This window comes from Paenibacillus sp. FSL P4-0127 (genome assembly GCF_038007325.1).
Taxonomy (GTDB): Bacteria; Bacillota; Bacilli; order Paenibacillales; family Paenibacillaceae; genus Fontibacillus; species Fontibacillus macerans.
Genome location: NZ_JBBOWY010000001.1, coordinates 4,710,424 through 4,725,188 on the forward strand (window position 1 = coordinate 4,710,424; position 14,765 = coordinate 4,725,188).

Consider the following 14,765-nt stretch of genomic DNA (forward strand, 5'->3'; position numbering starts at 1 on the left):
CCGCCTATGTTATATTTAAGAGAATAGTCCTATGATTTTGAAACCAAATACATAAAAGGAGACGTTATGAAAAAAATAGTTTACTTAACGCTTACGGGGTTCCTCGCTGCATTTATCGGTCTTTTCTCTTTCACAGCCCCAACTTCCGCCGCCGCCCCCGCTTCTTACACGCTTTATGTGGACGGCAAACTTTCATCGGCCAAATTCCCGACGGTTGTAGAAAAAAATGTCACCCTCATTCCGTTGAAACCGGTGCTTACCAATCTAGGTTATACCACGACCGTCGATAGCAAGACGAAAGCCGTTACGGCCACGAATTCAGACGGCTCGTCTATCACCGTGAAGACGGGAAGCAAAAAAGCCCAAATCAACGGGTCAGATGCCACCCTCCCTGCCGTGGTCAAGACGATGAACGGAACTACGTATCTTCCTTTATCGGCTATCAAGCAGTTAACCGGAAAACCGATCGGACTGGACGCCTCAAAGGCCATAGCCTGGATCGGGGACAAGCCGGCGAAAACCGTCGCGCTTCCGCCGTGGGGAGCAACCCCGAAACAAATGAAGGCGATCTTCAGCCATAAGCAGCTGATCGAGGAAGGACAAGAGGGCGATATTTATGCCCTATGGTACCAGGAAGCGCCCGATTACACGGATGAAATATACGTGTTTTATAAAAATAAACTGGCCAAATGGATGTATGACCTGCCAGTTCCCAACTATGACGAGGCCGGGTTAATCAGTTATTACGATGGCATGCTCGAAAGCTTAGTTGACAAATACGGGGAACCGGAAACCAATATCGCGGCTGCCGATAAGAACAATCAGCCAATACCTCTGGCTGACGGAGGTTACTTTATGAGCGAGTGGATCATCGGAGGCACAAAAATCACTCTGTTCTTGAAACCGGCAGACGCCGGATACGTCATGAACATACAATATGTGGATACATCCGTAGAATCAAAAGTAAAAGACGCCTTGGATGCGCTTTAATAAAAATGCTAATAAAACGCTGCTGACATTCATTTGTCAGCAGCGTTTTTTTGATTTATCGCTTAATGCGACGGATGCGCCGCTCCGTGCGACACGATGACGCGGCGGATGAACAGCGCCAGCGCCAACCCGATCAGCGTCACGATCATGGCGAATTGGAATACACCGTGCGAGCCCAATGTCATTGCTTTCGCCACCTCGGTGACCTCGTTCGGGGCCGCGGGCGCACCGAGATAGCGCTCCATGCCGTGCGTCAGGATGCTGATTGCGACGGCGGTGCCGACCGCGCCCGCCACCTGCTGCAGCGTGTTCATCACCGCGGTGCCGTGCGGGTAAAGTTCCGGCGGCAGCTGGTTCAAGCCGTTCGTCTGGGCCGGCATGAACACCATCGAAATGCCGATCATCAGGCAAATATGCAGCGCGACGATGAAGAATACCGAGGTCACCGGGGTGACGCCGGAGAAAAACCATAACGCGGCTGCCACGACGACAAGCCCGGGCAGGACAAGCCACTTCGGACCGTACTTGTCGAACAGCTTGCCCATCCGCGGCGACAGGAAGCCGTTCAGCGCGCTGCCCGGCAGCAGCATCAAGCCGGCGGTAAACGGCGAAAGCTTCATGCCCTGCTGCAAGTACATCGGCAAAACAATCATGCTGGACAAGATGATCATCATACAAGTGAGCACCAGCAGCAGCCCGACGATAAACATCGGGTACTTAAACACGCGCAAATTCATCATCGGCTCGCGCATGAACAGCTGGCGAAGCACGAACAGCGCGAGCGCAACGAGACCGATGGCGATCGAGGCGATAACGATCGGGCTGGTCCATCCAGCGTCCCCTTCCCCCGCCTTGCTGAAGCCAAACACGACGCCCCCAAAGCCAAGCGTTGACAGGATGACGGAGAGCAGGTCGATGCGCGGTTTCGTCACTTCGGTGACATTTTCCAGGTACTTCAAACCGACGAGCAAGCCGAGTACCAGGAACGGCAGCGATAGCCAGAAGATGAAATGCCAAGTCAAATATTCGATCAAAAGTCCCGCCACGGTCGGCCCGGTCGCTGGCGCAAACATGATGACGAGACCAACAAAGCCCATCGCCGCGCCGCGTTTTTCCGCCGGATAAACGACTAGAATCGTATTGAACATAAGCGGGATCAAAAGCCCCATGCCGATCGCCTGCAGGACGCGCGCGACCATCAGCATCTCGAAATTGAACGCAAGCGCCGCGATCAAGGTGCCGATAATCGAGCTCGTCACCGAGCCGACAAACAGTTGCCGCGTCGTGAACCATTGCAGCAGCAAACCGGACAGCGGCATGAGAATGCCCAGCGTCAGCAGAAAGCCCGTCGTTAACCACTGCGCCGTCGCCGCCGAAATTTGGAACACTTCCATCAGATTGCTGATGGCGATGTTGAGCGCCGTCTCACTGAACATGCCGATAAAACCGCAGATAAGCAAGGACGCCATGATGGCGCGTGTATTATACTGCTTCATAACTCCTCCTCTTCACTATACGTAGGTGTCTTTATACACGAGGAGTTTGGTGCCCCCGCTATCTGCTTATTATACATAAAAGCGCAGATAACATTTCTTATGGATTGCTGAATTTAAGGTTCAACCTAATCATCAGTGCTTGACAGTCAAGCCCACAACAGACCGTGGCCTGGAGCGAGACTAGCTATCCGGAGGCTTTGCACAATTATCCCGTTTGATCATGTGACTTGGCTTTCTGAACCAAAGGGATAATCGTGCAAAGTGGTTTGGAGAGACCCCCCATCTCCGTCATCATTTATTTTGTCAAGCACTGATTTTCGTCGTGAGCCGAATTTAAACCATCGTTTTATTGACCGCTCTGATATAGCGGGCTCTTACGATCAGAAAATACACGATCTGGACGGCGAGAAAAGCCGCCGAGGCGGTCAGCACAGGGACATAAACAGGACTCTGCGAATTCATCATCTCCATGACCGGCCCGAGCACCACCAGCGACTGAAGCGCCGCCACCGCGATCGGGATAAAAAACAAAACGGCAATCTGAATGGTCGCCGAGACGTTCATCTCCCGGCTGCTGAGCCCGATTTTGGACAGGGAGCGATACAGCGCCGCGTCGGCGGTCAGCTCCGTGTGCAATTTGAAATAGAGAAAGCTCGCCGAGGAGACCGAGAAAATCAGCGCGATAAATACACCGATAAAACTAAAAAGAGAGAAGGTTTGTTTATAGGTGTAATAATCTTCCGCCCGCGATTGCAAGAAACCTTCATGATGTCCGCTTCGGCTCCACTCGGTCAGTTCAAGGCCCAGTTTCGTTTCCGGGTCCTCCTTGCTTGGCAGCTTGCCGGAACCGGGAACCATAAAGACGGTGTTATTTTGCACGTAACCTCCCCCGGCCCGATGTTCCTGCTCCAGCCGCTCGAATACCCCATCCTGGACAACCAGCAGCTTCCCCTTATAGGATAGAAAGGCAGCCGGGTCCGTCCGGGCAACAAAATGGAACGGGTACGCCGATTCCGCAATCCGTACATCCATCGTGTTCCCTTGCGGGGGATAATCACGCTTAGTTTCCGGCGTTTGCACCAGCACCGCTTCGCTTTCGCCGAGCTGTTCCACCGCGTCGATATTCATGACCGATGCCAGGCGGTTAAACTGCGTTTGCGAAATCAGCATAGTCTCCTCTTCCCCCGCCGTGTAGCTGTTGTTTGCGATCAAATCCGCCTTCGCGAGGCGATATTCCAAGCCTGCCGCACGGAGCGCTGTTTCGATGTACGCAAGATCTTCCTCGGCCTTCGTTTTATCCCCGTCGCTGTAAGCCGTGTATCTAAAATTGAACGGGTTCCCCATAAAAGAATCCCTGATCGCCTGCTGGGAAGCCAGAACAAATCCGGTGCTCATGCAGGCCAATGCGACAACGACGGAAACCAGAAACAGCATGCGCGCGTTATCCTTCAATTTATAGCTCATTTCGGAGATCCACAGCAGATTCGTGCCCTTCCAGGCCGTCGCCCGGCTGCGCTGCAGTCTTCGGATGATCCAGACGGACAGCTGGGAATAGAAAAAGTACGTACCGGCGATGCCGCTTACGGCCGCGATCAACAGTCCGGTCTCATCGAGCTTTTTCCCATGAAGAGCCCAATACCCGATCATCAGCAGGGCGATGCCGAACAGGGAAATAAAAACGTTCGCTTTCGGTTCTTTTTTCGGCTTGCTGCTGCCCGTGAGCAAATCCAGAACTTGACGTTTCCGAATAAACATCAGCGTGAACAGAGAGATAAACAGATACAACAGCACAAACGCGCCGGCGGTCAGCAGGATCGCTTTTGCGGGCCAGTAAAAGGGCAAGTCGTCCATATCGATCATCCTGGTGCTGACGAGCAGAAACACTTTGGACAACATTAGTCCCGCCGCGATCCCCGTTACGATGGCCACGGCGCCGATCAGCATATTTTCCAGGAAAATCAGCAGGTTAATCTGCCGGGATTCTGCGCCCAGGATCGTCAGGATGCCGAACTCGCGGTTCCGCGACTTCAGAAAAGCGCTGATGGAATACAACACGAAAAAGAAGGCGAACACATAAACGATGACGGTGGCGATCGTCATGCCGGTCCGGGTCATGTTGCCCATGGGGGAGCCGGCGATGTTCGGGTGATTAATAAAGACGGCGTACGTGAAAAAAATCATGACCATAAACGCGCTGCTCAGCAAATAGGCAACATAAGCGCGGGCATTGCGGCGAACGTTGTTAAACGCGAATTGAGGAAAGTTCACGCGTATCCCCTCCCCAGAACGACAGCGTATCGATGATTTTTTGGAAAAAAGACTGGCGGTTCTCGCCGCGGTGAATTTCCGCCGCCAACTTGCCGTCTTTGATGAAGACGATGCGGTTGCAGTAGCTTGCGGCCACCGGATCATGCGTCACTAGCATCAGCGTCGTCCCGTCCTGTTCGTTAATTTCGGCCAGCGACTCCATGACCGCCCGCGAGGATTGGGAATCCAGCGCCCCGGTCGGCTCGTCCGCCAGCAGCAGCACGGGAGACCCGATAATGGCGCGGGCAATCGCCGTCCGCTGCCGCTGTCCGCCCGAGATTTCGTAGACGCGTTTGTTCAGAATCCCGCCAATGCCAAGTTTGGAGGCCGTCCGGGCCAGCAGCGCCTCCGCTTCTTTCAGCGGACGTCTGTCCAGCGTCAGCGGCAGGACGATATTTTCCGCCACGGTGAGCGTATCGAGCAGATTGAAATCCTGAAACACGAAGCCAAGCTGTTTGCGCCGAAAATGCGCCAACTCTCGTTTTTTCATATTGTACGGGTTGATTCCCCCGATTCTGACTTCGCCCGAGCTCGGCCGGTCGATGGTCGATACCATGTTCAGCAGCGTGGTTTTCCCGCTGCCCGACGGCCCCATGATGCCGACAAACTCCCCCTTACGGATACTCAGATGAATATCGGTAAGGGCCTGCGTGGCCACTTTACCGCTGTAAACTTTGTTTAACGCTTTGACTTCAAGAATATCCAAACTTAAAGCAGCTCCTTTCTGTGCTGTGTGCAAATTATATCCTAACTTTACGCCAGTTCCGCATTAGGCTGCCATCGGTTTAGGTGAACCGAACCTTACATTTGCGATAAGGTTGTGTTCGCCTTTTTGTTCGGATGGCCGTCCATCATAACGGAAGAAGACACACCCCCATTAGGATGTGCCTTCATTGGCGTGCGCTTTGCGCAGGGTCAAGCTAATCGTGGTGCCTTCGCCGGGCGCGGATTTCAGCTCCACCTCATGGCCCAGCTTGCCGGCGATTTCCCGCACGAGATACAGCCCCATGCCGGTTGATTCGCGGTACTGCCTGCCCCGCTCTCCCGTAAAATACGGATGGAACACCCGGCCTATGTCTTCCGGGGCAATCCCAATCCCTTCGTCGCGTATGCGGAGCTTGATGTACTCACCGGCGTCTTCCGCGGTTAAATGCACCGCTTTGCCGGGACCGCCCGAATAGTTCACCGCATTGGTTAAAATCTGGCCCAGCATGAAGCGAAACCACTTGGCATCCGTATACACGCGCACCTCGCTGCCGATCTCGAATTTGGGCGTGATGCCCTTGCGGATGAACAGCGTGCGGTTCTCGGCGACGGCTTCGCCGGCCGCCGCGCGCAGTCCGATGGCTTGGACGGCGAAATCCTGCTCAAAATGCTCCAGCCGTGCGGTATAGAGAACCATGTCTAGTCCTTTGCGGATCCGGTCCAGCTCCTCGCGGATGCTTTCGGCCGGCTCGTTCTCCACTTCGGAGAGCGTCAGCTGAATTACCGAGAGCGGCGTTTTCATCTGATGGACCCAACGGTTCATAAAGGTCAGGTGCTGCTCGGTCCGGCTTTGCTGCCGGTGCAGCTGTTCACGGTACAACCGCTCGTAATGGGCGGTCCGCTCATGGAAGGCTTCCGGCAGCGGAGCCTCCCCCAGCGGCGGATTGAGAAACTCCCCGGACGGCTCCTCCGCCGAAAGCTCCTTGTACATCGCCCGGTGCGTAACATACCGGAACCCCAGGTAGACGGCCAACACCGATCCGCTAAGCAGAACGCCGTACAGGACGACCAGCACCGGCCGCCCTTCGCCCGTCAGCCAGTAGACGAAAGGGACAAGCAGCATTTGCACGGTAAAAAACAGGATGAGCGAGAGCTGATCTCTCCAAAACAGCCTCATGCCGGAGGCTCCTTGGGCGGCTCCTTGTCCGCCGCGATCCGGTAGCCGGCGCCCCGGACCGTTTCGATGAGGTCTCCCGCTCCCAGCTCCCTCAGTTTCCGGCGCACCCTCGTAATATAGACGTTCAGCGTATTGTCGTCGATAAAATGCTGATCCTCCCACATCATATCCAGCAGCCGCTCCCGGCTGACGACCCGGCCGCCTTTTTCCATCAGCATGGCCAGCAGGTCGGCTTCTTTTTGCGTAAAATCAATCGTGTTCCCTTCGTAAGAGGCCATATAACGTTCCGGGTACAGCACGATCCCTGCGTATTCGAGCGTCCGTTCCTGCCCCCGGCCGGAGGCGTAAGCCCCCACGGCGCGGCGAAGCTGGCTGCGGATTTTGGCCATCACAATCTCCATGTCGAACGGTTTCGTTATGTAATCGTCCGCCCCGTTTTCTAGCGCCATGACCTGATCCATCTGACCGTCGCGCGCGGAGATGAAGATGATCGGGCAAAGCGACTTCGCCCGGATTTGCCGGCACCAATAGAAGCCGTCGAATTTCGGCAGGTTAACGTCCAGCAGCACCAAATCGGGCTGCGTTTCCAGGAACGAGTCCAGGACCCGGCTGAAATCCTCCACAACCCGGGCGTCAAAATCATATTTCATCATGGACGAGCCCAGCTTGTCCGCGATTTTCATGTCATCCTCGACAATGAGGATCGTATACACTTTTAATCCCTCTCCTTTCCCGCCGAGCAACTCTGTCTTATTCACTATACCGAACTTTTTTCCTGGCTTCTATATAAAATAAAGCCAAAAATGCCGACATGTTATAGGTGGAAAAATAGAATGCTGGAGTGAGACTACCATGAAACAGTTGCTGGGAGCAGGAGCCGCATTGCTGATCGCCGGCGTGCTGCTGGGAGCGTGCGGCAGCCGTGGGGATATGTCCGGGAACAACCCCCAGGTGGACAAAGCTGCCGCGAAGGAGACTGCAACCAATGCCGCCTCTTCCGATACTAAAGGGGCTGCCGATACTAAAGAACCAAGCGTTGCTCAAGAAAAATGCGAGTCTTTTTATCCGCATGGCGGCGGGGCGTCCGCTGCCGATATCGTGGTGGATGACGAGGGGCCGACGGTGATATTGGCAGCCGAGGATGGGATGCGAACGGAATATGGACTATCCGGCGCGGCGATGAACGCAAGCGTGGAGGCGTTGATGAAGCTTAAGGCCTGCGGAGTGGACTTGAATACGCCGGACGCTCAAGGAGAGACAGCCTTGCTGCTGGCTGTCGGAAGCAAAGCGTATGCATCTGATAGTCAGGAAGCGACCAAGTATGACGTGGTTGTGGATTATTTGCTGGAGCAGAAGGTGAACGTAAATGCCAAATCGAAAGCCGGCCAAACCGCCTATACGGTCGCTTATGCGAATCAAGATCAGCGAAACGTAGAGAGATTGGAGCCCTATGCAACCAGTGAAGAACGCGCCACGGCAAAATTGTATACGGAACTTGGCAACCTGACCTTGAAAGAGGTGAAGCGGTTGGTAGAGCAGGATCACGCCGATGTGAACGCGGGATTCGGCCAGCATGAATTTCCGTCCTTCTTCGCCGCCGTGGAGCTTGGCCGGACGGATGTCGCGGCCTATCTGATCCAGCATGGAGCCGATTTGTCCCTGCGGCCGGGCGATGAAGGCGGGATATCGGTCCTCCATTATGCGGTGTCATTTGGTAACCTGCCGCTAACCAAACTGCTGCTGGAAGGAAATTACGGCTTTGATGTCAATGAGGCGGATGGTTTGGGATGTCCCTTGTTATCCCGGGCTGTAAGCCAGTCGGATTATGAGATGGTCAGCTATCTGATCGGGCAAGGGGCCGAAGTCAACGTGACGTATTCGGACTTTGGAGAAGAACTTACGATTCTGCAAAATGTCGACGAAGATGATCCAAACGGCCTCAAAATCAAGCAACTGCTGATCGAACATGGCGCCAAGTAAATAAATGACAGCCGCTCCGCAAATCTAAACCAGACTTGCGGAAGCGGCTGTCTCGTGTTTATCAAGACTGCAAAAATGACGGGTAACGCGCTCCCGCCGCGGCTCCTTTCGGCGAAATGCGTTCGATTTCCGCCAGTTCCTCCGCGCTGAGCGTCACCTCCAGGGCGCCGAGATTTTCCCGGACCCGGTCCAGCCGCTTCGTGCCGGGAATCGGCACGATCTGATCTCCCTGCGCAAGCAGCCAGGCGAGCGCCAGTTGAGATGCCGTACATCCTTTGCGGGCGGCAAACTTTTCGATGAGAGCCACGACCTCCAGGTTTTTATTGAAGTTTTCGCCCTGAAATCTCGGGTAATAACGGCGGTAATCATCTTCGGGCAGATCGTCGAAGGAGCGGATTTGTCCGGTCAGGAACCCGCGGCCAAGCGGGCTGTACGGCACAAAACCGATGCCGAGTTCACGCAGTACGGGCAGCACCTCATCCTCCACTTCGCGGCTCCACAGCGAATATTCCGTCTCCACCGCGGTAAGCGGGTGCACCGCATGCGCGCGGCGAATTTGCTCGGCGGTCGCTTCCGATAGGCCGATATAGCGTATTTTGCCGACCTGGACCAGCTCCGCCATCGCGCCCACCGTCTCCTCGATCGGCGTATGCGGATCGATGCGGTGCTGGTAATAGAGGTCGATATAATCCACGCCAAGCGCCAGCAGGCTCGCGTCTACCGATTTTTTTACATAGGCGGGGTGTCCGTGTGCTTTCAGATCCGGCGATACAATGCCAAATTTGGTCGCAATTACGGCCTTGTCCCGGCGTCCTTTCAAGGCGCGGCCGACCAGCCGCTCATTGCCGCCGAACTTTCCCTTCATAAATTCCTCTCCGTAAATATCCGCCGTATCGAACAGCGTAACGCCAAGATCCAGCGCGCCGTGTATGGTACGAACCGACTCTTCGTTGTCCGGCATCATCATCGTGCCCAGACCAAGGGCCGACACTTCAAGCCCAAGGCTTCCGAGTTTCCTTTGTGTTATCGTATTTCCCAGCTTAATCCCCTCTTTTCCGCAGCTTTAAAAATGGATCGTTAAAACATGATCTTATTCTAAAACGCGGTTCAAAGCGCAGCCACAGTACGCTTTTACTGGTAATGGCATTAACAGGCTGACACCGGGGTATAAATGCAAAGGTGCAGGTCGGGATGATCCGTCGTAAACGCTAATGAATTAATATCGTAAACAAAAACTTGATTTTCGTCAGATCCACGGTAAAAAACCCGGGTCACCCTCTTCACTTCCACACGATGCAGCTGCCAAAGGTCCGCAAATTCAGCGGATTCCCTGGAGAGCTCGGCCACGAACTGTGCAAACCACGGGTCATGCGCATATTTGTCATAGGAAGTGCGGAAAATCGCCACCGAATGCGCCGCCATCTCTTCCCAGTTGATCAGGCGCTTTCGCATTTCCGGATCGGTGAACAGCAGGGTCATCATATTCCGCTGTCCCTGCGGCTGCGCCGAAAAGTCCGCTATACATTCATCGACCGCCCGGTTCCACACCAACAGCTCGGCCCGGTCATTGCTGATGAAACAAGGAAAAGCCATCGCATCTACAATTTCTTTCCACTGCGGTTTCACTTCCGTCGTAATCTTCGTCACCGCTTCGGGCTCGTTGGCATTCCACAGCTTGAGCAAATGCATATGCTCATCCGGGCTCAGCCTAAGCGCCTTGCCGATGCTTTCGATCACATCCCGGGATACGGCAACTTCCCGACCCTGCTCCAGCCACGTGTAATAGGTTGCGCTAACGCCCGCCAAAATCGCAACCTCTTCACGCCGCAAGCCCGGCGTCCGGCGCTGGCCGTGCGATTTTGGCAAACCCGCCTGTTCCGGCTGCAGCCGGGCCCGGCGCGATTTCAAATAATCGCCCAGCGTTTTGGCGCGGGTGCTGTTCAAGTCCGTGCTTACGAGATTACCGTTAATCCCGTTTTGGTCGAGCATGAGATCCGCCTCTTTCTCTTGACTAGGTTCGTAAACCAAATTGTATCATGGCTTTGTGCACCGACAACAGCGTTAAGGAGAGGGATGTCGCGATGAAAGCGCTATAAAAAATCCCATTTTCAAAAAATTCTCCTATATCTTTAAGCGGTCTGCCCCTAAATAATGAAGGAAAGCGCTGCAGAACGCTAAATTTGGATGTGCAAAGGAGAATGCAGATTATGCCGCAATCGTTTCAATCCATCAGCGAAGCTTTGGCGCAGCCCAAAAGCCGTTACTTTGGCGTCGTCTACGAGAACGGGCGGTTTGCCGCAAATGACGAGTTGAGTTTTTTTGGGCGCAAGCTGCCCGACCCTGAACTGACTTTCGACATTTCCAATAATAAAATACTCGTCAACGTAAACATGAACGGTTCGGTCAAATATGTTACCGTTTATAACGGCCAATATGCCAGCGACAACATTCCCGGTGTCTGGATGTGCAAAGACTTCCGCAAAACGGGGCCGTACGCTTTTGGGTTGAAGCTGGGCGGGCAGGGGGTTGACCTGGGCCGGGACGATCTCCCTTACGCCACCTCCCTGCTTGATAATTTATTCCCCGTTACCGAATACCGGTTCGGGGACGTTCAGGCTACGCTGCTCACCTTCGCCCCCATTTCCGCCGACGGTACGGCGCGCCTGCGGGGAGCGGTTTACGGCCTGCATGTGGAAAATCGGTCCGGCCGGGATGTTTATGGCGAAGTGACGCTGCCGCGCCCGGATACCGAAGAGGAGCGGTTATTCTCCGGGCCGGACTTCTGCATTTATCCCGTGGAAATGGACGATTGGGACGCAGCGAACGCTGCAGTTCCCTTTCATCTTGCTCCAGGGCAGAGCGTTTGGGTGCCGGTCGTAATTTCCCCTCCCGGAGAGCGGACGCTCCGGCTTGTCGAAGAAAGAGGCACACTCTATTGGCTTAACGAGACCTGGGCGTATTTCCGCGGCATGCTTGGGCGGCTGGAGATGAGAGACGACCCGTTCGCGGCGGAATTCCATGAACGGGCGATGCTGCAATGCTTTGGCTCGATCGCCATGGATCACCATGGCGCTGTCGCTGGAGCGAACTGGGGAACATATCCGACGACCGAGTTCACTTGGAATAAGGATATGTACTATTCCTTCCTCCCCTTTGAAACGGCCGAGCCGGAGCTGTTCAAGCAAGGCGTACGGTGGTTTTTGGAGCACGGAGTCCGGCCGCCCGGCAACCGCTATCCCGGCGGTATATCCCATTCGCTTAGCAACTCTTTGTCTTCCGTAGTCATGGCCGGTCTATACTACCGAAGTACTGGAGACAAACGCTTTTTCCTGGACCACCCGGAGATCGATTTAAGCTTTCGCAGGCTGCTGGAGGAGACGCTTCGGACCCGCAAGCAAGACGGTCCATGGCTGTTTCCCTCGGTCTGGCTGTCGGACGCCTATTCGCTCGGCGACTACCACACGGGCTCCAACGTCGTGGCCTGGGCCGCTTTCCGCCATTACGCCCGCATCGTCGGCGAGGTGTTCGGGGATACGGAAACCGCCGAACATTACCGGACCATCGCCGCGCGGATCAAGGACGATTTGCAGCGGCTCAATACGGCGGAGGGCCCTTTCGGCCTCCAGTATACGGAAGGAACCAGCGCCGGAAGCGACACCTTAAAAGACGATGCGAGCAGGTACGCCGGGGGTTACGCGGATTTCGGCATGCAGTTCATCGGCCATTTGACGAAAAGCGGCTCCATCGACCTGTTCCATCATGATGGAGAGGAATCGGATACGATTCTCATGCCGCTGTACGGGTATGCCGCCTATGACGATCCGGCGTACCGGCATTATATGCAATTTTCGCTAAGCCCCCATAATCCGACCTATAATCCGGAATCCAGGGGCATTCAGTGGGGCGATCACGCCGCCTGCACGTTTCCCGGTTACATGAGCGGTATGGGCATGATTACCGACTTCGCCTCCATGTCCGGAACGGACGGCTATTTTACGCAAATCCGCAAGCTGACCGACGCAGACGGCTCGCTCTGGTGGTGGCCTTATCTTAACGGCGCGCGATACGGAGATGTGGTCCGGCACCACAACTGCGGCAAATGCGGCTGGGCATCGGGGGTATTTTCCGGCCTGTTCGTCTCGCAGATTCTGGGAATAGCCTATGATGCTCCCGCGCACCGCTTGTCTTTTCGCCCACTGCGCGCCGCCGGTTCCTTCGCCTGGGAAGGCGTAAGGCTAGGAAGCGGCGCGTTTAACCTCTCCTACCGCCAGGAGGGGAATGTTGCGGAAGCGATCGCGGCCAACATCGGCGCCCGGGCGGTGGCCGTGCTTGTGGAGCTCCCCTGCGAACAAGCCGCAAGTGCCCAGGCGTTCATAAACGGCAAGCCCGCTAGAGACCGCGTGGAAAACGGTTATCACAACGGCTGCGCAACCGTCATTTTCAAAGCAACGATTCAGCCCGGAGAAAGCAAATCCTTTATCATTACCCTCAGATAATAAGATGATTTGCGGCACGGATTTTTGCTATAATGACAATATTAAGGGAGGTGCTTACCATTGGAGAATCTCTTAAGATTGTCCGCTACTTTGTCCACTCATGCAAAGCCTGTTATTAGGAAGGCGATACTTTGCATGGGGCGAAACAACTAGTTCATCGCCGAACAAGCTTTTCTAATATTTTGGCTTTGCACCTTATTTTTTAGAAAACTAAAATAAGGGGCGGGCAAAATGAAATATACGAATGCAACGAAAGTTTTACCCGAAAAGCTGATCGTGGAGATCCAAAAATATGTCCAAGGGGAAACTCTTTACATCCCCAAGCAGACAACGGAATATAAACATTGGGGCAGTTTAAGCGGCGGAAGACGGAGGCTGGACCGGCGAAATGCCGCCATCAGAGCCGCTTTTAGGAATGGCTGCAGTATCGAACGGCTAGCGGACGAATATTACCTTTCAACAGAAACGATCAAAAAAATTGTTTACTCGCATAAAAAATAACAAAAAGCACTGGTGAAAATGTTCCTCATCAGTGCTTTTCATATTATCTCAAAGTAAATCCAGAGCTTTAAGCAAGGCGTATTCGCTTGATTCGGCGCCTTCTCTGGAAAAATGCGCATCCGGAAACATCGGGGACAAATGATGGTACCCGGGGTAGACATGCAATTCCGTTAATACTCCATCAAAGACAAGCTGTTTTGCAAAAAGCAAGGCCTCATCGATGAATAAATCAATAGTGCCTATATTTATATAAGTGGGGGGTAATCCGGCCAACGATGTGGCCCGTGCAGGCACGTAATACTCGCTTACCTCCTCCAGACCCGGTTCATGCCCCAACACCGATTTCCAGCCAAAATAATTGCTTTGTTTGGTCCAAACGAACTCGCCCGCATACGGATGCTCCGGCCCAATACTCGTGCGGTCATCCAGCATCGGCCGCAATAATCTTAGATGATGGACCTCGAATTCCTTCCGATCGCGAATGTATAAGGCTAGACCGGCCGCCAAGCCGCCGCCGGCGCTGCTGCCGCCAAGGGCGACTTTTTGCGTATCGATTCCCAATTCCTCCGCATGGTCAATACACCATTTCAGCCCTGAATAGCAATCCTGCAATTGACTTGGCTGAACATGCTCAGGCGCTAATCGATAATAAACGGATACGCAGCAAAAACCATGCTGTGCGGCCAGCGCCGCATTCCCCGGACGATCCCCGGCCGGACTCCCCAAAACCATGCCCCCGCCATGAATCGAATAATATAACGGCATTTTAGGATGCTTTGGCTGGATTGGCTTAATGATTTCTATTCGAATATCCGGACCGCCAAAATAACTTGGCACCGCCTTTTCTTCCAACGTAACCGGGAACATCTGCGTTACATCCAGTTGCCGCATCATTTGCGCTTGATTCTTTCGCGACTCCATTAGCGTAGATGCAGTGAGATTGGTTGTCGGGATTAAATCAATCGCGCTAACAATTTCCGGATCAACCAGATGTCTGCTTCTGCTTGTTTTCTCTTCCATAGTTAATGACTCCCCGCTTTCCCTCTTTTCAGACACTCCTATTTTAAAACGTGCACAAAGCATCCAAAATATAAACATTGACTTAGAATCATT

General features: G+C 54.1%; 12 protein-coding genes. 4 read left to right on the plus strand and 8 right to left on the minus strand.

Annotated features, from left to right (window positions below; genetic code table 11):
- The first annotated feature begins 66 nt into the window (after positions 1 to 66).
- Positions 67 to 990 carry a copper amine oxidase N-terminal domain-containing protein gene (locus NYE74_RS21280; protein ID WP_036623538.1) on the plus strand — a complete coding sequence of 308 codons (924 nt, stop codon included), beginning with the start codon at positions 67 to 69 and terminating at the stop codon, positions 988 to 990.
- Between the two features lie 62 nt (positions 991 to 1,052).
- On the opposite strand, the gene NYE74_RS21285 is transcribed toward NYE74_RS21280, so the two are convergent.
- From NYE74_RS21285 to NYE74_RS21305, 5 genes are all read right to left on the minus strand, one after another.
- The gene (locus NYE74_RS21285) at positions 1,053 to 2,486 is read right to left on the minus strand and encodes a DHA2 family efflux MFS transporter permease subunit (protein WP_316561152.1); all 1,434 of its coding nucleotides are present in this window, start codon (positions 2,484 to 2,486) and stop codon (positions 1,053 to 1,055) included.
- 333 nt (positions 2,487 to 2,819) lie between these two features.
- Positions 2,820 to 4,754, minus strand: a complete 1,935-nt coding sequence (locus tag NYE74_RS21290) for an ABC transporter permease (RefSeq protein ID WP_036623541.1) — start codon at positions 4,752 to 4,754, stop codon at positions 2,820 to 2,822.
- Positions 4,729 to 5,499: an ABC transporter ATP-binding protein gene (locus NYE74_RS21295; RefSeq protein ID WP_036623543.1), complete on the minus strand. Its 771-nt coding sequence runs from the start codon at positions 5,497 to 5,499 to the stop codon at positions 4,729 to 4,731. The genes NYE74_RS21290 and NYE74_RS21295 overlap by 26 nt, the downstream gene beginning before the upstream one ends.
- 171 nt (positions 5,500 to 5,670) lie before the next feature.
- Complete coding sequence (locus NYE74_RS21300) at positions 5,671 to 6,675, minus strand: sensor histidine kinase (protein WP_036623544.1); 1,005 nt, start codon at positions 6,673 to 6,675, stop codon at positions 5,671 to 5,673.
- On the minus strand, positions 6,672 to 7,388 hold the full coding sequence (locus tag NYE74_RS21305; RefSeq protein ID WP_036623546.1) for a response regulator transcription factor: 717 nt from the start codon (positions 7,386 to 7,388) through the stop codon (positions 6,672 to 6,674). Before NYE74_RS21305 ends, NYE74_RS21300 begins: the two co-directional genes overlap by 4 nt.
- A 139-nt stretch (positions 7,389 to 7,527) precedes the next feature.
- Here NYE74_RS21305 and NYE74_RS21310 point away from each other — a divergent pair, with 139 nt between their 5' ends.
- Positions 7,528 to 8,655: an ankyrin repeat domain-containing protein gene (locus NYE74_RS21310; RefSeq protein WP_036623547.1), complete on the plus strand. Its 1,128-nt coding sequence runs from the start codon at positions 7,528 to 7,530 to the stop codon at positions 8,653 to 8,655.
- Positions 8,656 to 8,716: 61 nt separating this feature from the next.
- Here NYE74_RS21310 and NYE74_RS21315 read toward each other — a convergent pair whose 3' ends face one another.
- Positions 8,717 to 9,682, minus strand: a complete 966-nt coding sequence (locus NYE74_RS21315; protein ID WP_036623550.1) for an aldo/keto reductase — start codon at positions 9,680 to 9,682, stop codon at positions 8,717 to 8,719.
- 119 nt (positions 9,683 to 9,801) lie between these two features.
- Positions 9,802 to 10,644, minus strand: coding sequence for a helix-turn-helix transcriptional regulator (locus NYE74_RS21320; protein ID WP_051985486.1), 843 nt, complete (start codon positions 10,642 to 10,644; stop codon positions 9,802 to 9,804).
- 218 nt (positions 10,645 to 10,862) lie between these two features.
- On the opposite strand from NYE74_RS21320, the gene NYE74_RS21325 reads away from it, so the two are divergent.
- Both NYE74_RS21325 and NYE74_RS21330 read left to right on the plus strand, forming a co-directional pair.
- Positions 10,863 to 13,151, plus strand: coding sequence for a hypothetical protein (locus tag NYE74_RS21325; protein ID WP_051985487.1), 2,289 nt, complete (start codon positions 10,863 to 10,865; stop codon positions 13,149 to 13,151).
- A gap of 231 nt (positions 13,152 to 13,382) precedes the next feature.
- Positions 13,383 to 13,652 (plus strand): CD3324 family protein, encoded by a 270-nt coding sequence (locus NYE74_RS21330; RefSeq protein WP_036623552.1) that lies wholly within the window; start codon positions 13,383 to 13,385, stop codon positions 13,650 to 13,652.
- A 48-nt stretch (positions 13,653 to 13,700) separates the two neighbouring features.
- Here the strand turns inward: NYE74_RS21330 and NYE74_RS21335 are convergent, their stop codons facing one another.
- Positions 13,701 to 14,672, minus strand: coding sequence for an alpha/beta hydrolase fold domain-containing protein (locus tag NYE74_RS21335; RefSeq protein ID WP_036623553.1), 972 nt, complete (start codon positions 14,670 to 14,672; stop codon positions 13,701 to 13,703).
- Positions 14,673 to 14,765: the final 93 nt, after the last annotated feature.